Annotated in this window: 17 protein-coding genes and 2 pseudogenes; 7 read left to right on the top strand and 12 right to left on the bottom strand. The window is 60.7% G+C overall.

The genetic code is table 11. From position 1 onward, the window contains the following. Positions 1-74 precede the first annotated feature (74 nt). The 4 genes from E5221_RS13120 to E5221_RS13105 all read right to left on the bottom strand — a co-directional run bounded on the left by E5221_RS13120 (position 75) and on the right by E5221_RS13105 (position 3,537). Entirely contained in the window at positions 75-1,349 is a 1,275-nt protein-coding gene (locus E5221_RS13120) for a beta-ketoacyl-[acyl-carrier-protein] synthase family protein (protein ID WP_247847614.1), read from the bottom strand. A gap of 11 nt (positions 1,350-1,360) precedes the next feature. After that, positions 1,361-1,930, bottom strand: coding sequence for an acyl carrier protein (locus E5221_RS13115; protein ID WP_247847613.1), 570 nt, complete (start codon positions 1,928-1,930; stop codon positions 1,361-1,363). Further along, positions 1,821-2,453 carry a hypothetical protein gene (locus E5221_RS13110; protein ID WP_247847774.1) on the bottom strand — a complete coding sequence of 211 codons (633 nt, stop codon included), beginning with the start codon at positions 2,451-2,453 and terminating at the stop codon, positions 1,821-1,823. Before E5221_RS13110 ends, E5221_RS13115 begins: the two co-directional genes overlap by 110 nt. A 124-nt stretch (positions 2,454-2,577) precedes the next feature. Next, complete coding sequence (locus E5221_RS13105) at positions 2,578-3,537, bottom strand: LysR family transcriptional regulator (RefSeq protein ID WP_247847612.1); 960 nt, start codon at positions 3,535-3,537, stop codon at positions 2,578-2,580. A gap of 100 nt (positions 3,538-3,637) precedes the next feature. Here E5221_RS13105 and E5221_RS13100 point away from each other — a divergent pair, with 100 nt between their 5' ends. From E5221_RS13100 to E5221_RS13085, 4 genes and pseudogenes are all read left to right on the top strand, one after another. Then, positions 3,638-4,390, top strand: coding sequence for an SDR family oxidoreductase (locus tag E5221_RS13100; RefSeq protein WP_023662722.1), 753 nt, complete (start codon positions 3,638-3,640; stop codon positions 4,388-4,390). 97 nt (positions 4,391-4,487) lie between these two features. Continuing rightward, positions 4,488-5,216 (top strand): annotated as a pseudogene (locus E5221_RS13095) (divalent metal cation transporter); the annotation flags it as partial. Positions 5,217-5,551: 335 nt separating this feature from the next. Next, positions 5,552-6,970 (top strand): DUF2252 domain-containing protein, encoded by a 1,419-nt coding sequence (locus E5221_RS13090; RefSeq protein WP_082810614.1) that lies wholly within the window; start codon positions 5,552-5,554, stop codon positions 6,968-6,970. A 58-nt stretch (positions 6,971-7,028) separates the two neighbouring features. Further along, complete coding sequence (locus tag E5221_RS13085; protein WP_061552137.1) at positions 7,029-8,138, top strand: hypothetical protein; 1,110 nt, start codon at positions 7,029-7,031, stop codon at positions 8,136-8,138. On the opposite strand, the gene E5221_RS13080 is transcribed toward E5221_RS13085, so the two are convergent. Genes E5221_RS13080 through E5221_RS13070 form a run of 3 tightly spaced genes read right to left on the bottom strand, consistent with a single transcriptional unit; the run spans position 8,135 to position 11,610 of the window. Beyond that, complete coding sequence (locus tag E5221_RS13080) at positions 8,135-9,049, bottom strand: transporter substrate-binding domain-containing protein (RefSeq protein ID WP_247847611.1); 915 nt, start codon at positions 9,047-9,049, stop codon at positions 8,135-8,137. The genes E5221_RS13085 and E5221_RS13080 overlap by 4 nt on opposite strands. Continuing rightward, a complete protein-coding gene (gene potE, locus E5221_RS13075; RefSeq protein WP_039612910.1) occupies positions 9,046-10,377 on the bottom strand; it encodes a putrescine-ornithine antiporter in 1,332 nt (443 codons plus the stop codon). Before potE ends, E5221_RS13080 begins: the two co-directional genes overlap by 4 nt. A gap of 39 nt (positions 10,378-10,416) precedes the next feature. Next, complete coding sequence (locus tag E5221_RS13070) at positions 10,417-11,610, bottom strand: cation:proton antiporter (protein ID WP_247847610.1); 1,194 nt, start codon at positions 11,608-11,610, stop codon at positions 10,417-10,419. A 271-nt stretch (positions 11,611-11,881) separates the two neighbouring features. On the opposite strand from E5221_RS13070, the gene E5221_RS13065 reads away from it, so the two are divergent. Further along, positions 11,882-12,457 (top strand): phosphoribosyltransferase family protein, encoded by a 576-nt coding sequence (locus E5221_RS13065; RefSeq protein ID WP_247847609.1) that lies wholly within the window; start codon positions 11,882-11,884, stop codon positions 12,455-12,457. A gap of 1 nt (position 12,458) precedes the next feature. Here E5221_RS13065 and E5221_RS13060 read toward each other — a convergent pair whose 3' ends face one another. Next, positions 12,459-13,349 carry a universal stress protein gene (locus E5221_RS13060; protein WP_061552135.1) on the bottom strand — a complete coding sequence of 297 codons (891 nt, stop codon included), beginning with the start codon at positions 13,347-13,349 and terminating at the stop codon, positions 12,459-12,461. Positions 13,350-13,418: 69 nt separating this feature from the next. Between E5221_RS13060 and E5221_RS13055 the strand changes: the two genes are divergently transcribed. Continuing rightward, positions 13,419-14,408 carry a universal stress protein gene (locus E5221_RS13055; protein ID WP_247847608.1) on the top strand — a complete coding sequence of 330 codons (990 nt, stop codon included), beginning with the start codon at positions 13,419-13,421 and terminating at the stop codon, positions 14,406-14,408. 55 nt (positions 14,409-14,463) lie between these two features. Here E5221_RS13055 and E5221_RS13050 read toward each other — a convergent pair whose 3' ends face one another. Continuing rightward, positions 14,464-14,955, bottom strand: a complete 492-nt coding sequence (locus tag E5221_RS13050; RefSeq protein WP_023662714.1) for a BCAM0308 family protein — start codon at positions 14,953-14,955, stop codon at positions 14,464-14,466. Positions 14,956-15,109: 154 nt separating this feature from the next. Here E5221_RS13050 and prs point away from each other — a divergent pair, with 154 nt between their 5' ends. Continuing rightward, positions 15,110-16,069 (top strand): ribose-phosphate diphosphokinase, encoded by a 960-nt coding sequence (gene prs, locus E5221_RS13045; RefSeq protein ID WP_247847607.1) that lies wholly within the window; start codon positions 15,110-15,112, stop codon positions 16,067-16,069. A 15-nt stretch (positions 16,070-16,084) separates the two neighbouring features. On the opposite strand, the gene E5221_RS13040 is transcribed toward prs, so the two are convergent. The 3 genes and pseudogenes from E5221_RS13040 to E5221_RS13030 form a co-directional block, all read right to left on the bottom strand. Continuing rightward, entirely contained in the window at positions 16,085-16,975 is an 891-nt protein-coding gene (locus E5221_RS13040; RefSeq protein WP_247847606.1) for a universal stress protein, read from the bottom strand. 28 nt (positions 16,976-17,003) lie between these two features. Then, positions 17,004-18,620, bottom strand: a pseudogene (gene groL, locus E5221_RS13035) (chaperonin GroEL). A 110-nt stretch (positions 18,621-18,730) separates the two neighbouring features. Then, the gene (locus E5221_RS13030; protein ID WP_247847605.1) at positions 18,731-21,013 is read right to left on the bottom strand and encodes a heavy metal translocating P-type ATPase; all 2,283 of its coding nucleotides are present in this window, start codon (positions 21,011-21,013) and stop codon (positions 18,731-18,733) included. Positions 21,014-21,017: the final 4 nt, after the last annotated feature.

Genomic DNA, 21,017 nt, shown 5'->3' with positions numbered 1-21,017 from the left:
CACATTCAGTACCGGCGGCGTTGAGTACCGACGCTGCAGTGATATAAACAGCAGTTGAATTGGATCTGGTCATGTCATGCCCTGCCCAGCACCAACGAACTGTTCACGCCACCAAACCCGAAGGAGTTTGAGAGCACGACATTGATCGGTTGCTGCAACGGTTCGCAAAGGAATTTCAACTCCGGAAATTCGGATTTTTCCGGCTGAAAATTGAGGGTCGGCAAGGCCACGCCCGACTGAATGCTCATCAACGACAGCACCGCCTCAATGGCACCACTGCCGGCCAACGAATGCCCTACGGCAGATTTGTTGGCGGTGAACGTCATCTGCTCCAGGGTTTCGCCGAACACCTGCGCCAGGCCCAGGGCCTCGCAACGGTCATTGGCCTGTGTCGACGTACCGTGAACATTCACATGGTCCACAGCCGCACTGGGCAGTTCGGCATCGGCCAGGGCCGCGGCCATGCAGGCGGCGTACTTGCTGCCATCGCGGCTGCTGGAGGTGATTTTCTCTGCCTCGCACAGGTTCGCGTAACCCAGCACCCGGCCCAGCGAGTGGGCCTGACGACGCTCGGCATGCTCGCGGGATTCCAGCACCAACAGCGCCGCCCCTTCACTCAGCACAAAACCGCAGCGGTCTGGCATGAACGGCCGGCTCTGTTCTTGTGGGGAAAAGTCCACTCGCTGGCAGAGTGCGCCCAGCCCATCAAAGCTGTAGTAGGACAATTCATGGGCCATCAACTCCACCGCGCCACACAACGCCAGGTCGATCTCGCCACGGGCGATCGCTCGATAGGCGCTGCCGATGGCCATGGTGCCGGCGGCACAGGCATCGGAATGTGTGGAGATATGGTCACGTACACCCAGCCATTCGGCGAGATGGCGGGTTTGCTGATCAACCCGCCGGGCGAACGCCCCACCGCTGAGGGTGTGGTTATCCAGGTACTGGTCAAGATCGACCCGCCCCTGATCGTCCATGTAACGGCTGGCGTCCCGCAAATCACCGCTCATGCAGTATTTATTGGCCCCGACGAAAATACCGCTGGCGACTCGGGCAAATGCGCCGTCGGCCAACCCGGCATGGGCCAACGCCTGACGGGCCACGTAATGCGCCAGCCATTCCTGGCGGGAGGTGGTCTGCAGATCGCCCGGAAAGGCCGCAGCGATCACCTGCCATTGTTGCTCATCGATAAACCCGGCCGCCGGATTCGCAAAGCCCAGTTCGACAAACGCCGGGTGCTGGCGAATGCAGGAACGGTTTTCGCTGATCGTCGTGAACAGCGAGGCTGCATCCAGTGCCGTGGGAGCCACCAGGCCATAGCCGGTGACCAGAACCTCTCGGGCCTGCATCAAGGCAACCCCTACGCCGAAGCCTTCAATTGGGTGGCCGCGTACTGCTCAACCAACAGACGCGAGATCGAGTCACCGTCCAGAGGGGTCAGACGAGCACTGCAACCGCCACACACCACTTGTTTGCGTTCGTTGAGTTGGGCATGCACCGCGCCACACTCAGGGCAGGTCTCGGGGAGGTAGTTGAAAACGTTATGGCATTGCTGCGCCCAGTTACGCACGGTGGTGGCCGAGAAGACATCGCCCGGCTGCATGCCCGCGTGCAACTGGCCCGGCGCATAAGCGCTGAGGCTCTGCTCCAGCAAGGCCACGCCGTCCTGCGTGATTCGGCCTTTTTCGACAAACCGGTTGGCGTCGCCGAACACCGCTACCGCGTGATCCAGCACGCTGGTTTTCGGCAAGGTGCAACCGTACTGACGGCCCAGCTGGAAGCTCAAGTCGACGATGTCCAGCGAGTCGGCGCCGAGGTCGTCAACGATACTGCTGTGCTCTGCCACGTCGGCCCGGTCCAACACCAGCAACTGCGCAAGAATCTCCTGTGTACTGCTGATAACGCTGTCCAATTCCAAGGGATTGTTCATTGATTGTTTCCCTACAAAAGCCGCATTGAATGAATAAATTCATCGGGCCAAAAAATGCTGTTTTCAGGCCAGATATATCGAGGGCCGGGAGTCTAAAGTCTCCCCCTAAGGGGAGAGTCAACGTGCCATCATCGCTTTTTGCGAGAAATCCCGACGCGCCCGGAAACCGTTGATTTATGCAGCTCAATGGTGCTTGGAGAGGGATCGTAAAATGACAAAATCGGCTGTTTGAAACAGCACGATAGTTCCAGAAGTGGGATATAACCGTGCCCGCAAACACCAGAGGCATCATGCGCAGCGGAACGGTTTTCTTCGAGGCGTGAATCTCGTCGATCAGTAGGTTATTGCCTGCGTTCACCGGCTCGCCGATCAAGTGATAAACCAGCCCCACTGCAAAGCCGGTCAGAGGCAACAGCCAGATGGCCCAGCGGTGGGTTGCACGCCATTGGGCCGCGTGATCGAGGGAGAACAGAAGCAGCGCGGATACTGATCCCGCAAGAAGCGCTACGGCGCTGGCAAGCACCAGCCATAGGCTGCTGGAGTATCAAAGGGTATTTTGGGGAAAATTTTTCTGATTCCGGCGTTTCTCATGGGCCAGGGCCTTTGGAAGTTGACTATCCATGTCATTCTCCGTAGATCAACCAACCTTACTCCAGCCCTGCTCGCTGAATATCACCTGATGACTCATACCCCGGCGTCCAGCGCCACGTCGGCGCGGACAGGTGTTCAAAGAAGAAATCGGAAACAGCTCTGATCTTCACTGGCCGGGTTCGCGCAGACGGTGTCACGAAATACAAGCCGCCCCGAGTCATACTCCACTCCGGGAAGATTCTTTCCAGGCGCCCATCCGTCAGGTACTCACTCGCGATGAACTCAGGCAGTTCAGAGATGGCCATCCCTTCTAGCAACATTGGGATCATCGCCTCCGAATTAGTGACACGCAAAGGCCCGGTAGGCACGATATCCTCTTCTACTCCAGATGTATGAGTGAATCTCCAGACCTGCGTCCGAGCACGGTAGGCGTAGCTAAGGCAAGGCATACTTGCCAGCTCTCGGGGGTGCTTCGGCCTACCGTGCTGATTGAGGAAGGCCGGTGAGGCGACAAGAAACTGGGTCACGGCACACAGTTTTCTAGCCACCAATGAGGAGTCGGGTAATGCAGCGATCCTCAAGGCCGCGTCAAAACCATCCGCGATCAGGTCGACCGAAGCGTCGGACAAATGGAGGTCTACCGAGAGCTCTGGATACTGCCGAATGAGTTGGGGCATCAAGGGCGCGACCCATCTCAAGCCGAACGACATGGGGATCGCGAGGCGAACCAGGCCGCGAGGTCGAACGGAGAGCTCCATCGCCTCGCCTTCCACCTCTTCGGCCTGTCGGTAGATTTCCCCAGCCCTGCCCGCCATGCTCTGACCGAACTCGGTCAATGAAAGTTGTCGAGACGTGCGGTTGAACAGGCGCCCCCCCAGTCGCTCCTCCAGCCGTGCTACCGCCCTGGAAACTGTGGGCACTGAAACGCCCATGACTCTGGCGGCGGCTGCGAACGAACCCTCCTCAGCTACCTTGGCAAACATCGCCAACCCTTCAAAATCCGGAAGTTTGCTCATTTCATTTCTGCAACGATGAGTTTACAACAATTCTATTTTGGTTTTTTCCGGTCGTCGATACGCTTCTCCCAACGCAACATCACAAACACTGGAGAAGATCATGACTGGCAAGCTTGAAAACAAAATCGCAATCGTGACTGGCGGAACTTCGGGCATCGGCTTGGCAACTGCCAAGCTTTTCGCTCAACAAGGCGCACGAGTATTCATCACTGGCCGCCGCCAGGCGGAGCTGGACAACGCCGTCGCACAGATTGGTAGCGCAGTCGGGGTTCGAGTGGATTCTTCCAAGCCGGACGAACTCGATGCCCTGTACCAGCAGGTCGCTGCAGAGCACGGGCGTATTGACGTGTTGTTCGCAAACGCAGGGGGTGGATCGATGCTGCCTCTGGGAGACATTTCTGAAGAGCACTACTACGACACTTTTGATCGTAACGTCAAAGGTACGCTGTTCACGGTTCAGAAAGCGCTGCCACTTCTGGCCCAAGGCGCTTCGGTAATTTTGACCGGTTCCACTGCGGCCAGCTCGGGCACACCCGCATTCAGCGTGTACGCGGCCTCCAAGGCTGCAGTACGTGCCTTCGCCCGTAACTGGATCCTCGACCTGAAAGATCGCAACATCCGGGTAAACACCATAAGCCCCGGCGCGACTCGCACCCCGGGTCTGGTAGACCTCGCCGGCCCGGACGCAGCTCAGCAGCAAGGCCTGCTGGACTACCTGGCATCGCAGATTCCCTTGGGGCGCGTCGGCGAGCCTGAAGAGATTGCCAAAGCCGCTCTGTTCCTGGCGTCCAGCGACGCCAGCTTCGTCAACGGGGCCGAACTGTTCGTCGACGGTGGCCAGGCGCAAGTCTAACGAGTAAAGGCCGCGACAAATGCGGCCTTCCCTCACTATTTGAGGAAGCCTCTCGGTGTCGTCTCGGCCCACCCTCTTGAGATTGCCCCTTCACTTCGGCTTCAGCATTCCAGCCGATGAAGGCGTTCACGGCGCACTGCTGGTAGCGGTATCGGTGATCGGTGCCGTGGCAGGTTCGGTAGCCAACTTCGTGCACCCTTATGTCATGCGTGAAAAAGGCTGGGTCGGCCCGCAACACAAACGCATCCAGCGCAACGACCTGCTGTTCGCGGTATTCGTCGGTATCGTCATCAACCTGGCGATCTGGATCGTCGGCGCGGAAATCCTGCGGCCCAACGGCATCGAGGTGAAAACGCTCGGCGACCTGGGCAAGGCGTTGGAACTGTTCTTCGGCCCGATCGGCTGGTACATCTTCTTCGTAGGCGTATTCGCCACTTTGTTCGCCAGCATTTCTGGCAAGACCACTGCGTTCCCCATGCTGATCACCGACGCTTTCCAACATGTGAAGCCCGAACGGCGCGAACGCTATGGAAAGGAATTCCACAACGACCCGATGCACAAGTGGTTCATGTTGTTCATCCTGGTGACGCCACTGCTCTGGTCGATCCCGGGCATGCCCGACTTCGTGACCCTTACCATCGGTGTCAGCGCGCTGAACATCATCGGCCTGCCGGTGATCTCGCTGGGCCTGCTGATCATGTCCAACCAGAAGTCGCTGCTGGGCAAGGCGTACCGCAACAACTGGTTCGAAAACATTGCGCTGGCATTCGCCACTGGCCTGGCGTTATGGGTAGCCTTCCAGCTGGCAGTGGACCTTATCGCCTGAAGGTAATTGGCGGCCCTGGCTCAATGTTGGCCAGGGCTTCTTTGTGCGCCTCTGGCCCTGCGCGCCAATACCACTTTGATGCAAACCAGCAGCGGCGCAGGCACGACAAACAACAACACCACAGCATTGAACACAGTGTCGAAGGCAATTACCGCTCCTTGTCACGCCACTGCCCGCCTCAACAGACTGGTAGCTGCACGGCCAATTTGGGATAAGTGAATTACTGCTACGCTTTTCAGAAGCTGTCCGGGAATATTCGACGCCGCATCAGTGATTCATCACAGACGAGTTCCGTTGTCGGTCGGGCCCACCCTTTGCTCATCCAAGGTGCCGACATGGCTGAGTTCAAGAAGCGTTCAACCAAACGGTTGTCCAGGGTAATAGACGACATCCGTGAAGATAAGAATTTTCACTCGCTCAAGGAGAGACTGGAGGCCGGCAAACGTCTACGAGATGTCGTGCCGCGGGCGGCTCATGCAACTTGGAAATGCAAGCCCAGGCAGCGTGATCCTGTCGGTTTGCTCGAACTGTCCAACCGTGACCGACATCCGGCACTGGTGCCTGTGCGTTACGGGCGAATGCTGCGCAGTCCATTCACCTTCTTGCGCGGCTCGGCCGGCCTGATGGCACGCGACCTCGCCACACTGCCTTGCACCGGCATACGCGTCCAGGCGTGCGGCGATTGCCACCTGCTCAATTTTGGCTTGTTCGCCACCCCTGAACGCAACTTGATCTTCGATATCAACGACTTCGACGAGACGCTTCCTGCACCTTGGGAATGGGACATCAAACGGTTGGCGGTCAGTTTTGCCGTCGCCGCCCAAGACAATCGGCTGAACGATAAGGAGGCAGGACAACTGGCCATGGCCTGCGTGCAGGCCTACCGCAAACGCATGCGTGAATTGTCGGAGATGAGTCCGCTTGACGTCTGGTACGACCGCTTGGACGCTCAAGCGATCATCGACATGGCACCCAGCATGAAATACCGCAAAGCGCGGCAAGAGTTGATAGCCAGGGCCAGAACGCGCATTGGGGACTACCTGTATCCCCAGATCAGTGATGAAGTGGGCGGTAGGCGGCGCTTGGTCGACCAGCCGCCAATCCTGTTCCATATCCATGAAGCCGGTTTTGCCAAGCGCGTGAAGCTGGCTCTTGAGGATTACCGCAGTTCATTGCTACCCGAGCGCAGATTTCTCTACGACCGTTATCGCCTCGAGGACTTTGCAGTAAAAGCCGTAGGCATCGGCAGCGTGGGCACGTTCTGCTTCGTTGGCTTGTTCTTTTCGGCCGAAAACCATCCGCTGCTGCTGCAATTCAAGGAAGCCTGCCCATCAGTGCTGGCGCCCTATGCCGGCAAGAGCGAATTTGCCAATCAAGGTCAGCGCGTGGTTACCGGCCAGCGCCTTTCGCAGTCCGCCAGCGACATTTTTCTGGGCTGGACCGAAAGCAGCAAGGGCCGGCAGTTTTTCGTCAGACAACTGCGCGATATGAAGATGTCATTGCCGGTGGAAGGTGCGTCTTTCGAGCAGATGAACATGTATGCGCAGGTGTGCGGCATGACATTGGCGCGGGCGCATGCCAAGTCAGGGGACGCAGCACTGATCAGCGGATATCTCGGCAAGTCGGACGCCTTCGATCAGGCCCTTGGCAAGTTTGCCCTGGCTTATGCCGAGCAGAATGCCAAAGACTACGCGGCGCTGGTCAACGCCGAGAAAAAAGGCAGGATAAAAGCGTTTCGCGAGGAAGACGATTGAGCACTGCCATGGCCTATGCCCGGGAGTGACCCAACTGCATTTATCTGGATTCAAGAAGATGAATGAAAATCGTGTTTCCACTGCGCATTCAAGCTCCTTCCGTTTCAACAGAACCGCTCTCGTCGCGGCCACACTGATGTTGACCGCCTGTTCCACGCTCGGCCCCTCTACTATCGAGCGCGATAGAAGCGATTACGCGACCGTCATAGCCACGACCTGGAAAGAACAGACCCTGTTGAACATCGTCAAGTTGCGCTACGCCGATGCCCCTGTGTATCTGGAGGTGTCTTCGGTGATCAGTTCCACGGCCATCCAAAGCCAGGTAAACCTTTCCGCAAGTTGGTTCAGTGGTTCACCAGCCGAGGGTAACAGCCAGACATTGGGCGCTTCCGGCCTTTATACGGATCGCCCTACCATCAGCTACACACCGCTATCCGGTGAACGCTTTTCCCGCTATCTGCTCACGCCGCTTTCGCCAGCGGCGATATTCTCGCTGATTCAGGCGGGCTATCCGGTCGATCGCGTGCTGCACCTGACCACGCGTGCCGCAAACGGCTTGTACAACAGGTCTACCTCCCCGTCTCGGTTACGTTCAGCAGACCCTGAGTTCTATGCGGTGCTGGATGCACTTCGGCGGATTCAGCGTTCGGAAAAGCTGGGTATGCGGATCAGTCAACGTGCCGGGGCTGACAGTGAGTTGCTGCTGATTGCCGACACCAGGTCGGAGATCGTCGAAAAAGACCGCCAGCTGGTGCGTCAGTCGCTGCACCTTCGACCCGATGCGGAGGTACTGCACCTCACTTTCGGCTCGGTGCAGCGGAACGATTCCGAAGTGGCCTTGCTGACGCGCTCGATGTCGGAGATCTTCTCGGAAATTGCCGCCACCATCGACGCCCCGCCCATCCATGTGCAAGAAGGGCGGGCAAACCCCGCGCCCGCCCTTCCTGTGGTTTCCAGCGAGTGGGACGCGCCACTGGTGCGTATCTTCTCAAGCGAGCACAAGCCAGATAATGCCTATGCGGCCGTGCGCTATCGCGATCACTGGTTCTGGATAGACGATCGCGACCTGAGGTCCAAGTCCGAGTTTCTGTTCATCCTTGTGCTCTTGTCCCTTGCCGAAACCGGCGTCGCGCCGGAAACACCAGTCATCACCATCCCCGCCAACTAGTCCGGCAGCGGATACAGGCTTTGCAGCAAGCGGTCCTGTGCGGACTGTGGACCTAGGTAGCGAACGAACAGCGCCTCACCTTGCGGCCCCGAAAGGGCCTGGCTCAAGGCGGTATCCACCAACAAGCGAAAATCTACATCTCCCCTTGGCATCGACAACGCCACCCGGCTCATGACGAACAGGTGATCCGGAACCCACAGCTGGTCGCGTTCGGCTTGCCGGGCCTGGTGGGCCAGCAGGACCACCCTGTCTCCGAGGAACGCGTCGACCTTGCGGTCGGCCACCCGCTGAACCCCCTCCTCGTACGTCGACACTTCCTCGAGCGTGGATTGCAAGCCAAGCTGGCGAATCCGCTCATGGGCCCAGCGGCTGCTCAAGGTGCCACGCAATACGGCAAAACTGTGCTTGCTCAGCCCTGCATTGATCGTCGCGCGCCAGCGCGGGCCGGTATTGTCCGTGCTACCGCTGAGGGGGCTGAGCAAGCTGGCAGGTGCATCGCGCCTGACCAAAGCCGCGAGGCCGGAGGTAAACACCGGAATGGAAAAATCCAACGTGCCTCGCCTGGTTTTGGTTTCAACCATCGGTGTACACAGCAGGTCGACCTGCCCGTTGCCCACGGCCCGAACAGCCTCTGGCTCTGCCAGTGAGTGCCAGCGCACCTGCAAGCCAGCGAGCCCTGGCAATTCCCGAATACGTGCGACGACTGCTTGGCAAAGGTCGATGGAATACCCCTCCGGAGCCTGATCGCTGCCTGATGAGAAAGGTGCGAACCCCTCCATGAATCCGAGGTTCAGCACCTGCTCCTGGCGTAACCGGCCCAACGTGTCGACGGCGGCGACGGTGCTGTCCGCTGACGCGCACGACAGCAAACTGACAAGACACCAACCGGTCACTTTCGATCCGCGCTTCATGGCGCACCTCCGATCATGTCCAGCGCCTTGACGAAACGTTTGGCAATGAAGCCGAACAGCAGGTAACCCAGCGCCATGATCAGTGCCGCACCGAATACGGCTTCCAGGCCCGAGGCGTACAGTGCGTAGAAGCAATAGCAAACCGCGACCACCATGATTGCGCTGTTACGGCGAAAAATGGCTGCCTGTACCTGGGCCTTGTACATGATCACCAACAGCCCGGTCAGCGAGGTGATGTAGGGGATGATGTTGGTCACGGCAGCCAGGTTCACCAGTTTGCTGAACTGGGCGCTGGCATTGGGCGAGAGCGTCGACAGGGCAATGAGGCTCTGCAGCACCGCGCAGGTCAGCATGCCCGCCAGTGGTACGCCACGGGCCGTGGTGCGTGTAAACAGCGTTGGGAAAAGCCCCTGCCCGGCGGTGACCCTGGCGGTTTCAGCCAAGGTGAACTGCCAGCCAAGCAACGAACCGACGCAAGCGATCACCGCCAATGCCATGATCACGTTGCCGACGGAGTCGTTGAACATCTGTGCATAGACCATGGCGAAGGGCGCGCTGGCGTTGGCAAGCTCCGGATTCGGCACGATGCCCTGGATGACACTGGTCGAGAGGATATAGATCACGGCCGCGCCAAGGGTGCCGAGCAAGCATGCCAGAGGCACATTGCGCTTCGGATTTTCCACCGCGTCGGAGTTCTGCGCAGCTGATTCCATACCCAGAAACGCCCACAAGGTCAGTGGAATGCTGTTGGTTATGGCCTGAGCCACCGGCATTTGACCAGGGTTCCAGGCGTCCTGGAAGGTTGCGAGGCTGAACCAGTACCAGCCGATCAAGCTCAAGCCGGCAACCGGGACGATGACACCCCACACGCTGACCGCGCCAATACGACCGGTAACCTCGGCGCCACCCAGGTTGGACAAGGTGGTAAACCAGATCAACGTCACCGCTCCTGCCAGTAGCGGCCCGCCGCCACTGCCAAGCCAGGGAATGAAAGGCGTGAGGTAGCCCACGGCGGAAATGGCGATGGCCACGTTGCCAATCATCAGTGACAGAAAGTAAAGGTAGGAGCACAGAAAGAAAGCAGACTTGCCATGGGCTTGTTCACTGTAGGCAGACATGCCACCCGATTGCGTGCAGTAGATGCCGCATTGCGCGAAACAGTAGGCGATAGCCATCGAGCCTATGGCCGTGATCACCCAGGACAACAGCGAGACAGCGCCGATCTGCGCCATGCTCGCCGGCAGCATGATGATGCCGGACCCCATCATGTTTACCGTGACCAGTGTCGTCAGTCCGACCAGGCCCATTTTCTTTGCTTTTTCACGCATGGCGGCAACCTCCGCGAAAGCCTGTCGAAGAACCGATCGTCACTTTCCAACGCTGCGTCCCAACCGACGGGCCCCAGGTGCAGCGCTTATGCCGTGCAATACCACGCTGAGCACGACGCAAGCGATAGTCGTGGCGATGATCGTGCTGCCCTCTTGCAACCGTGCATCGAGTACCAGCACAGCGAAAACGATAGACGCTAGACCACGCGGCCCGAACCAGCCAATGAACAGACGGCTATCGGCAGTCAGTTCGCTCCCGGCAAGGCTGACCCAGACAGGCACCATACGCACCAGCGACAGGCTCAACAGCGCGTAGAACCATACCGAGGGCGACAGGATTTGCGAGGCCTTGGGCGCAACGTAGGCACCGAACACCACCCAGGTCAGCAGCGAAAGCGCTTCACCGCAGGATTCGCCGGTCTTGAGCAGCAGTTGCGTTTCCCGATTGAACAGGTACCCCGTAAGCAATCCTGCGCAGAATGCCGCGATGAAACCGCTTCCGCCCATTGCCTGGGCACTGGCGAAACTCAGCAACGCCAAGGCGGGCATTACCAGTTGTTGCCATGATTCCACCTGCAGGCAGCGGCGCTGCGAAAGACGCAACAACCCTCCCACCATCAGCGCCAGCACAGCCCCCGTCAGTGCGCCGATACCCAACTCCTCAAACAAGAAGTATCCCCCCAGGGCAAAGGGCATCGTCGAGCGGCTCTCCATCAACAATGCCAGCAACAAGAGCAGCACCGGCACGCAAATGCCATCGTTCAACCCGCTTTCGACATTCAGGCTTTCACGCACGTTGGCTGGCACGAGGGGGTTGGTCACCACTGCCTTGCCAAGGGCGGCATCGGTGGGGGCCAGGATGGTCGACAACAGGGCCATTTCCAGCCAGGGCATGCGTGGAAACATCAGCCACGCAGCTAGCCAACCGGCGACCAGGGTCAGCGGCAAGCCGATCGCCAGCAGGCGCAGCGGCAGGCTCCGGTTGCGGCGTAACTGAGCCAGATCAGCATGGGCAGCATCGCTGAACAACACGATCGCCAGGGTAAGCTCGGCCAGTAGCCGAAGGTCATGGCGGTCCAGGGAAAGGTTCAGTAACCCGAGCCCGGCCGGGCCGGCCACCAGGCCCGCCAGCAGGAACAACAGGGGCCCGTTGACGGGTCTGGATTCGAGCGCGCCGGCCAGGTTGGCGTAAAGCACCAGCAAGGCAGCCAGGACAGCCAGATTCTGATACATGACAACCCACCGTGATCGACACGACTGTATAAAAACGCTACCACTGCGTCCGTGGCGCGGCGATCCAAAAGGCGGCAGAAGTTATCTTAGGTCAACAGTTGAAGTAATTAACCTGCAAGACCGCTGCGCATCGGGCGGTGCCAGCCCCAATGCCCTCGACATCGACCGCAAGCATTGTCATGGAACTGACCTGTGCTTGGCTTTTATCAAGTCCAATTGGCGGTGGCAGCGTAATTTGCCAATGACCATTGGCCGGCTACGGACAAGAATCATGAACCGCCCCGCTCCCTCACGCGTTCGCCTGTATGACGAACAAGATCTCGATAGCGTGCTGCGTACAATGGCGTATCAGGCCCTGGCGCTGATGCCTGCGCAGCCCCTGGTACTGGTGGGAATTCAACGCCGAGGTGAGCCTTTGGCGCGGCGCCTGCAATTGCACCTGCAGCAACTGACCGGAAGTGCCGCGCCACTGCCGCTCTACCCGATCAAGGTCAAGCGCTACGGCGACGACCTCAGCCTCCTGCATGCCCATACGCAGCTCACCGAGAACCCTGAGCTGGCCAACCTGAATCTGGCCGAAACCACCTTGCTGGTGGTCGATGACGTGCTGTACGAAGGGCACTCCCTGCTGCGCACCTGCGCTTACCTGGCTGAGCTTGGGGCGCGACGGGTACTCAGCGCGGTGCTCGTTGACCGTCACGCCTGCCGCCAACCCGTGCATGCACACATCGTGGGCATACACCTGCAAGTCGCCGAGCAGGACATCGTCGAATGTCATGTGCCGCCTTTCGAAGCGGATTTCAGCGTGGAAGTGATTCGCCACGGCCGAGCCGGCGATACCGCCTGAATCAATCGGCTGACGGGGGCCTGACTGTCAGAACGCTGCACGGGGCATGATTGACGAGCCGTTCGGTAGTATCGCCGATCAGCTTGGCCCAACGTCTGGGCTGCACCACGCCGACCACCACCACATCGATCTTCAGCGTGGGGACGAGAGACTGAATGACGCGTAGCGGCGCACCTTCGATAAAGTAGCGCTGCGCATAGGGAATGCCATGGATATCGGCCAGTTCATCGAATGGTAGCTGGAGTGACTCGCGCACTTGCTCCGCCCATGGCGCTGCCAGGTCGGGATTGGCCAGCATGGCCAACGGCAGATCGTAGACCGACAGCAGATGGACCTGGCCGTTGCATGGGCTCGCCAGTTGCCGGCCTGCCTCCACCAGCGCATGGTTCAGCGCTTGCTGCGCAAGGTCCGCCTTGGCCACATCCACGGCCACCAGTATGTTCGCGGGCATGGCGCTGGCCTCGGCAGGCACGAGCAGCAATGGCACCTTACTGGTATGCAGCAACACATGGTCAACCGAGGATTTGTCGTTCAGGCCAGGTACCCGACTGGCGGGTAGCCCCTTGATCACCAAATCAGGCGCAAAGCGTGCAATACACGCCGGTACGAGGTCACGCGCCATGGAGCTTTCCAGCGCTTCGAAGGTGGTGTGCAACCCTGCGGGCGCCTGCTCGTCGAGCAATGCCTTGAGCCCGGCACTGAAATGCGCGAACGCGGCTGAAGGTTGTGAAACTTGCTGCCCTGGCTCGGGCAGGCCAGGCTCAGTGGTGGCGTGGATGCCCAGTACGTGCAACAAGGCACCTGACGCTCGAGCCAATGCCATGGCCCGATGCATCGCGGCATGGGCCTGGACCTTGGTCATGACCAGAAGAATCCGGCGGTACGGGCTCATCAGCCACCTCCTGGCGCGAATATGGGGTGCCGCACCGCTGTCATTATCGAAGCTGCCGCTCAGCCAATCTTGATAAATATCAAGGCCATCAAGCCCCGGTGCGTCACCCTTGGCCTGTACCGGTGGGCCTTCATCGAGGCTGCCATCGCCGTGGAGGCCATCATGAACACTTACTCGCGACTGCTACTGATCTGCCATCCAGACCTGCACCCCTCGCCTGCCCTGACGCGTGCTCAGGCGCTGGCCAGTACGACAGGCGCCACCTTGCACCTGGTGGTGCTCAGTCAACTGCCCTCACGACTGGCCACCCTGGACCAGGTGCTGCGCAGTAATGCCCGCAAGCAGGACGCCGAGCACCGCAAGGCTTGGCTCGCCGACCAGGTGAAGGCGCTGGGCGAACTGGGCATTACCGCCTACGCCGAGACACTGGACGATGAAGACCCGCTCAAGGACTTGATCCGGCTGGCCCAACTGCACCGGGTGGAGATGGTGATCAAGGACATCAGGCACGAAACCGCCTTGAGCCGTGCCCTGCTCACCCCCTTGGACTGGCAACTGCTGCGCCGTTGCCCGATCCCGATGCACCTGGTGGCCCAGGCTGAAACCAAGCTGCCAGCGCGCATCCTTGTCGCCGTGGATCTTGTCGAGCACGACCCGGTGATCGACAGGCTCAACGACCACATCCTGCAATCGGCACAGGCACTGGCACAGCGATGCAAGGCGCAACTGCACCTGCTGCAGGCCTATGAACCCAGCACCAGCTTCGTTGCCTATGCCGCCGCACCCGTGGCCTGGACTGACAAGCTGGTAGAGGAAATATCTGGTCGCGCGCGCGAGCGCATGGCGACGTTCGGCGGCCGCTACGGCATCAAGCCAGATCATCTGCACCTGGTGCGAGGCGCTGCCCGTAACGTGGTCAGCGACTACGCGAACAAGCATGGCTTCGATGTGGTAGTGATGGGTACGCTCTACCACGAGGGGGTGAGCAAGGTCGTTGGCAGTACTACAGAGCAAACCCTGTACAAGGTTCACTCCAGCATTCTGGCGATCCACGGTTGAACGATCACCTGCCTGGTTTCACCTTCTCCCTGGAGTGAAACCAGGCGAACTGACCTCAGTCGCGATGCCAATCGATACTCAAGTACACATCGCTGTCGCTGTAACGGTAGCTGCAAGTTCCATCGTAGGCGGCCTCCAGCTCATGACCGATGCGGTTGGCCAGGTGGGTACCAGTGGTAGTTGCTACCAGTTGATCCTGCTGGTACTCGATGGCTATCAAGCGCTCAAGAACATGCCTTTGCCTTTCCTGTTGCTCCACGTTATGCATGAGCTTGCGAATCTCCTCTTCGTGCGCTGCCAGAAAACGGCCCGACACCCGCACTTGTCCGGCAGCGGCACGGTCCTCGATACGTCGGCATGCGGGGCAGACAATCGAATCCACCGGCCCAGGCCCCATCGCCCCATAGGCGTGCCACTCCCCTCCGTGGTAGACAACGCCACATTGCGGACAACGCGCGCTGCCGCCAGAACGAAGCGGCGTGGCATAGGGGTCGAACGGGTGTGGCTTGAACAGTTTGTCCTTGTGGCTTTTCTGGTATTTGTCCATTGGCGTACTCTCCGTGCAGGGTATAGGTGCGCAGGCCTTGGCATGCTCTGACCTGCCCAGTGTCCGCCTGCTGGCTATGCTCGACTTGATAAACGTCAAACCCCACAGTCCAACTCAGCTTATGTTGCTATGTACGACCAATGGAGCGCAGGGCATGAATGACACACCGCCGTTACTGTTCGCCCTGCGAGGCAGCCAGGCCTATGGGAATGCCGTGGCGCAACGCCTGGGCTGGACACTGTCAGCTCATGAAGAGCGTGACTACGAGGACGGAGAACACAAATGCTGGCCTGGCGAATCGGTCGACGGTCGATCGGTCATCGTCTTTCACTCGCTCTATGGCGACGCGCACCACAGCGCACACGACAAGCTGTGCCGGTTGCTGTTCTTCTGTGGTGCGCTCAAGGACGCCGGTGCCAGCCAGGTGACAGCAGTCACGCCTTACCTGTGTTATGGCCGCAAGGACCGCAAGGTGGAGTTTCAGGATGCGACCATCACCCGCCATGTGGCTTGCCTGATGGAAAGCATCGGTGTCGACCGCGTGGTGGCGCTGGACGTACACAACCCCAGCGCCTTCGACAACGCCTACCGAATCCCGAGCTGGAACCTGCAATGCACCGAGCTGTTCGCCCAACACCTGGCCCCACTGCTCGGTGAGCAGACAGTCACGGTCGTGTCGCCGGATATTGGCGGCATCAAACGCGCCGAGCAGTTTCGCCAGGTTCTGGCGGACCTGCTCGGGCGCCCGGTATCTGTGGCCATGATGGAAAAGCACCGCCAGCAGGCGGGCCTGAGCGGCGAACACCTGGTGGGTGACGTGGCAGGTAGCACTGTCATCGTGTTCGACGACCTGATCAGCACGGGGCAGACGCTGCTGCGCGCAGCCCAGGCCTGCCGACAGGCCGGAGCCAGCCGCATGCTGGCCGCTGCCACCCATGGCCTGTTCACCACTGGTGGCGAGCTATTCGACAGCGGGGTATTCGAACGGGTACTGGTGGCCGACAGCATCGCGCCCTTTCGCCTGCCCGTGCGATGCCTGCAGCAGCTGGATATCGTCGATACCAGCGCCCTGGTCGCCAAGTTGCTTGCCAACCGCCGGGGCTGGGGCGCATGAACCCCAGACATCGCCCTACACCGCCAGGATATTGCAGGGTATCTGGTACAACACATGCTCCGTGGTGCTGCCGAACAGTCGGTCCAGCCCACGGGCAAGCGGCCTGCCCATGACGATGACGTCCACCGGGTGGGTCTCGACATATTCACTCAGCACCGCGACCGGGCGGCCCAGCAGGAAGTGCCTGCGTTCGGCCGGCGCACCGCAGCGATCGGCCAGCGCCTTGAAATCGTCCTCCAGGGCATGGCGCAAGGACTCGCCGACGTCGCCAATGGCCCAGGCGCCATATCCCATGTCGCCCATGTAGGCCATGGTCAGGTCACAGGCGAACAGCAGGTCCAGTTGCGCGCCGGTCTGCAAGGCCAGCGCATTGGCCTGCTGGACGATGCTGTTATTGCGCGCCTGGCCCTCGGGCGATTGATCGGCCACGTCCACCGCCGCGACGATCTGGCGAGGCAAGGCCGGTCTGGCGGCGCCCAACAGGTAGACCGGGATCGGGCAATGGCGCAGCAACTGCCAGTCCAACGGGGTAAAGAAGGCCCGCTTGAGCACCGGCTCGTGCTCGACCTGCTTGAGCAGTACATCCGGCTGCATCTCCAGGGCATGTTCGAGAATATCCGCCTGCAGATCGCTGCTCCAGGCGACTTCCGTCGTCACTTGCACACCCGAGGCTCGTAGCACCTTGGCCTGGGCCTCGAGCTGGTCTTGCTGGGATTGCAGGTAAGCCTGCCGCTCGCTCCGAGGGTCACCTGTCTCCAGGAACCTGAGCTTGTCCAGCGACTCCAGCAAACCCACTATGTGCAGGCTTGCCGAACTTGACCTGGCCAGGGCGGCAGCCTGCTCCAAGGCACAGGACTGGCACAATGCCGGGCGCAGGATCAGCAACAGGCGTTGATAGTGGCTCATGGTAGCCTCCAATGATCGGTTCGCCTGATCACTCAGGGATTGGGGGTTGCATCAAAGGTGCTGGTTTTTCCGGGATATCGGTCATGGTTGCCTCGGTCAGCAGCAGGATGCTGGCGACGGAAACAGCATTCTCGAGGGCGATGCGCACCACTTTGGTGGGGTCGATGATGCCGGCCTCGTACAGGTCGACATAGGTGTTGGCCGCCGCGTCGAACCCGATACTGCCCGTTTCGGCAAGCATGCGTGCCACCACCACACCCGCGTCCACCGCGGAATTATCGGCAATCATCCGCGCCGGGGCCTCCAGCGCACGGCGCAGTATCTGCAGGCCCGTACGCATATCGCCTTCGCTGTTCGCCTCTTCAGCGAGCAACACCGACACAGTCTTCAGCAAAGCCAAGCCGGCGCCAGGCACGATGCCTTCGGCGATGGCTGCACGGGTGGCGGCCAGGGCATCGTCCAATGCGTCCTTGCGCGCTTTCATCTCCGCCTCGGAGGGTGCCCCGACGTATCACTGCCACACCGCCGGCAAGCCTGGCCAGGCGTTCGTGCAGTTTTTCCGATCATAATCGCTGGTGCTGGCCTCGATCTGGGCGCGGATATGCGCAACGCGGGTAGCCACCGCTTGCTGCGTGCCACTGCCTCCAATCAACGCGGTGCTGTCCTTCAACACCACCGCACGGTGCACTTGGCCAAGCTGGGACAGCTGCAACTGATCGAGCGTGACGCCAAGCTCTGCCGACACCAGGGTAGCCCCCGTGAGCACCGCGATGTCCTGAAGTATTTCCTTGCGCCGGTCGCCATACCCAGGAGCCTTCACCGCCACCGCGCGCAGTACGCCGCGGATCTGGTTGACTACCAGCGTGGTCAGGGCCTCGCCGTCGATGTCCTCGGCAATAACCACCAGCGGCTGACCGCTTTTCGCCACCTGTTCCAGCAGGGGCAGCAGATCGTTGAGTGCGCCGATCTTGTGATCGCATAGCAAGACACAGGCATCGGTCAGTTCGACCTGCATCTTCTCGGTGTCGGTGACGAAGTAAGGCGACACATAGCCTCGGTCGAAGCGCATGCCATCCATGATCTCGACCTTGGTTTCGGTGGTCTTGGATTCCTCGATGCTGACCACACCTTCCACGCCAACCTTTTCCAGGGCATCGGCGACCAACTGGCCAATCAACGGATCGTTGTGCGCTGACAACGTCGCCACTTGTGCTTTTTCCTTGGCAGTGCAGACCTGTCGTGACTGCGCCAGCAACGATTTGATGACCAGCGCCAAGCCCTTGTCCAGGCCTCGCTTGAGATCGATGGCACTGGCTCCGGCCACCACGTTGCGCACGCCGTCGGCCAGGATCGCGTGAGCGAGCACAGTTGCGGTACTGGTGCCATCACCCACCGCTTCACCAGTGCGCTCGGCCGCCTGGCGCAGCATCTGTGCGCCGAGGTTTTCCTCCGGGTCCTGCAGAAAGACGCGTTTGGCGATGGTCACGCCATCGTTGCAGACAGTCGGTTTACCCCAACTGCTTTGCATCAGCACCGATTTCGATTTGGGCCCTAGCGTAACGCGCACGGCATCGGCGAGCTGGGTGGCACCACTGAGGATTTTCTCCCGCGCTGCGGAGCGAAACAGGATTTTGCTGTGGGGCATGGTATTGCCTCCCGTTCAGGCCAGGGCAGAGAACAACTGCTGCCAGCATCCCGCTGCACCGTGTTGGGTGCTTGATTTTTATCAATCCTACAGGGCGCTGAACGCCGCGCTCAGCGTTGATCCAGGTACCGGTACAGGGCTTCTTCCTGGTCGAAATGCAACTTGGCCAAGGTGTCCAGGCGTATCAGCTGGTGCTGGATGTCATCAGGGCTCGGGCTCGCTGCCGCCCGGTTGAAATCCTGGCTCATGCAGGAGAGAAGATGGATGAGGCGGAAGATTTCCCGGTGGGTATGGCTCATCGCCGAGAGCGGATCTTCGCCCTGCATGAAGCGGCTCAGCAGCGGATACAAACGACGCTCGTCATCGCGCTCGTGGCGCTCCAGAAGGTCATGCAGGCCGGTGACCAGTTTGCCCAGGTCGTCCCGCGCCTGCTCGATGGGGCGTTTGGCGAAATCGCAGGCCATCTGGCTCAGCTCCGTCAGCAACCCGTCGAGTTGCCGATGCTCATCCTGCAACCGATCCAGGTCCTCGACGGCAAGCCCGCTGCGTCGCCCGGGCGTCAAGGGGCCCAGCGCACGCAAGGCGTTGACGATGATCAACAGGTCGATACCTTCCTGCAACACCGCCCCCAGCAGCGCGGGCAGGTAGCCGGCGGCGGCAACCAGCATGGCCAGCAACGACAGGCTCATGCCCACCCATACCCCCTGACGGGCGATGTACACGGCGTACCGGGCGATATCCAAGGCATCGACCAATCGATCGAGACGATCGACCAGCAACACCACACCGGCCGCCTGGGCAGAGGCCGTGACGCCAGAAGCGCCCATGGCAACCCCGACATCGGCCGCCGCCAATGCTGGCGCATCGTTGATGCCATCGCCGACCATCAGCGAGGGCGCCATGCGGCAGCCGTCCTGCACCAGGCGAATCTTGTCGACTGGCGAGAGCCCCGAGCGAAGCTCATCGATACCCGCCGCCAGCGCAACCATTTCCGCCGTCTCCGGGCGGTCACCGGTGAGCATGACGACCTTTTCGATCCCGCGCGCCCGCAGGCGGCGCAGTGTCTGGGGGGTTTCCCGGCGCAAGTCATCGGCCAGCCGCAGTACCGCTTTCAACTCACCGTCAACCGCCACGAAACTGCCGCTGTTGGCCAGGTAGTCCAGTTGCTGCAAACGTGCCTGTGCCCACTGGCCATCGTCCTTCTCGTTCTGCACATAGGCCAGGGCGCCCAAGCGTACAGCCTTGCCTTGAACGATCCCGGCAAGCCCCTGGCCGGGGCTTTCCTGCACCTGCTCGGGCGCGGTCAGCGTCAGGTTGCGCAGGCGGGCAGCATGAACGATGGCCTGGGCAATCGGATGGGTCGATGACTGGGCCAACGAAGCGGCCAACTGCAGCATCTGCAACGGCGCGCCTTGCCCCTTCAGTTCGATCGACTGCAACTGGGCATGACCACTGGTCAAGGTACCGGTCTTGTCGAGGAACACCTGGCGGATGCCGGCCAGGGCTTCAAGCACCTCGCCGTCACGCACGAGTATGTTGCGCCGTGCAGCCCTCGAAATACCCGAGATGATGGCAATTGGCACCGCCAGTATCAGCGGGCAAGGCGTGGCGACCACCAGCACGGCAAGCACTCGCTGCACATCGCCACTGGCCCACCACGCCAGCGCAGCAATGAGCAATGTCAGCGGGATCAGCGCCAGCGCATAGCGGTCGGCCAGGCGCATGAAAGGTGCCCGTGACTGACGTGCCGCTTCGGCCAGCTTCACGATGCCAGCGTAAGTGCTTTGCGCCGCGGTTTGCGCGGCCAGCAACAGCAGCGGCGCACCGGAGTTGGTCACCCCACTGGCCACCGGCTCACCGGCATGGCGGGTAACCGGTAACGATTCGCCAGTCAGCGCAGCTTCGTCCAGGGTCGCCTGCTCGGATTGCAACCACCCATCCACCGGCACGATCTCACCCAGGCGCACCAGTACACTCTGCCCAGCGCGGACCTCGTCCACCGGTACCTCACGCAAACCATCCTGCTCTTGAATCCAGGCCCGCTGAGGGGCCCGGTCGATCAGTGCCCGCAACTCGCGCTCGGCGTGACGCAAGCTGAGAGTCTCCAATGTACGGCCCGAGGCAAGCATCAGCGCAACCACGGCGCCTACCAGCATCTGCTCAAGGGCCAGGGCCGCGCCAATCGACATCAGCGCGATCAGGTCAATGCCCGCCTCACGCCTGGCCAGGCGCCGGGCCATTTCCACCGCCAGCACCGCTGCCATGATCGCGCTGCCGGCGGCCCAGATCAGCGCAGCCCAGGTCGGCTGTTGCGCCGCATAGGCCAGCCCTCCGAGCAGCAAGGCCAGGACGCAGACCAGCAACAGGCTTGGGTCCAGCCATCGACGTGACATGGCG

This window comes from Pseudomonas sp. A2, from assembly GCF_023100865.1.
Classification (GTDB): Bacteria; Pseudomonadota; Gammaproteobacteria; order Pseudomonadales; family Pseudomonadaceae; genus Aquipseudomonas; species Aquipseudomonas asiatica.
The sequence above is the reverse complement of the archived record's forward strand: the minus strand, read 5'-3'. Positions and strand labels throughout refer to the sequence as shown.

Excerpts from the sequence above, each read along its gene's own strand:
- E5221_RS13070 (WP_247847610.1), bottom strand. The coding sequence starts at position 11,610 with ATGTATCAGAATCTGGCTGTCCTGGCTGCCTTGCTGGTGCTTTACGCC.
- E5221_RS13120 (WP_247847614.1), bottom strand. The coding sequence starts at position 1,349 with ATGCAGGCCCGAGAGGTTCTGGTCACCGGCTATGGCCTGGTGGCTCCC.
- prs (WP_247847607.1), top strand. The coding sequence starts at position 15,110 with ATGAATGACACACCGCCGTTACTGTTCGCCCTGCGAGGCAGCCAGGCC.
- E5221_RS13050 (WP_023662714.1), bottom strand. The coding sequence starts at position 14,955 with ATGGACAAATACCAGAAAAGCCACAAGGACAAACTGTTCAAGCCACAC.
- E5221_RS13040 (WP_247847606.1), bottom strand. The coding sequence starts at position 16,975 with ATGAGCCACTATCAACGCCTGTTGCTGATCCTGCGCCCGGCATTGTGC.
- E5221_RS13100 (WP_023662722.1), top strand. The coding sequence starts at position 3,638 with ATGACTGGCAAGCTTGAAAACAAAATCGCAATCGTGACTGGCGGAACT.
- E5221_RS13090 (WP_082810614.1), top strand. The coding sequence starts at position 5,552 with ATGGCTGAGTTCAAGAAGCGTTCAACCAAACGGTTGTCCAGGGTAATA.
- potE (WP_039612910.1), bottom strand. The coding sequence starts at position 10,377 with ATGCGTGAAAAAGCAAAGAAAATGGGCCTGGTCGGACTGACGACACTG.
- E5221_RS13085 (WP_061552137.1), top strand. The coding sequence starts at position 7,029 with ATGAATGAAAATCGTGTTTCCACTGCGCATTCAAGCTCCTTCCGTTTC.
- E5221_RS13080 (WP_247847611.1), bottom strand. The coding sequence starts at position 9,049 with ATGAAGCGCGGATCGAAAGTGACCGGTTGGTGTCTTGTCAGTTTGCTG.
- E5221_RS13065 (WP_247847609.1), top strand. The coding sequence starts at position 11,882 with ATGAACCGCCCCGCTCCCTCACGCGTTCGCCTGTATGACGAACAAGAT.
- E5221_RS13060 (WP_061552135.1), bottom strand. The coding sequence starts at position 13,349 with ATGAGCCCGTACCGCCGGATTCTTCTGGTCATGACCAAGGTCCAGGCC.
- E5221_RS13115 (WP_247847613.1), bottom strand. The coding sequence starts at position 1,930 with ATGAACAATCCCTTGGAATTGGACAGCGTTATCAGCAGTACACAGGAG.
- E5221_RS13030 (WP_247847605.1), bottom strand. The coding sequence starts at position 21,013 with ATGTCACGTCGATGGCTGGACCCAAGCCTGTTGCTGGTCTGCGTCCTG.
- E5221_RS13105 (WP_247847612.1), bottom strand. The coding sequence starts at position 3,537 with ATGAGCAAACTTCCGGATTTTGAAGGGTTGGCGATGTTTGCCAAGGTA.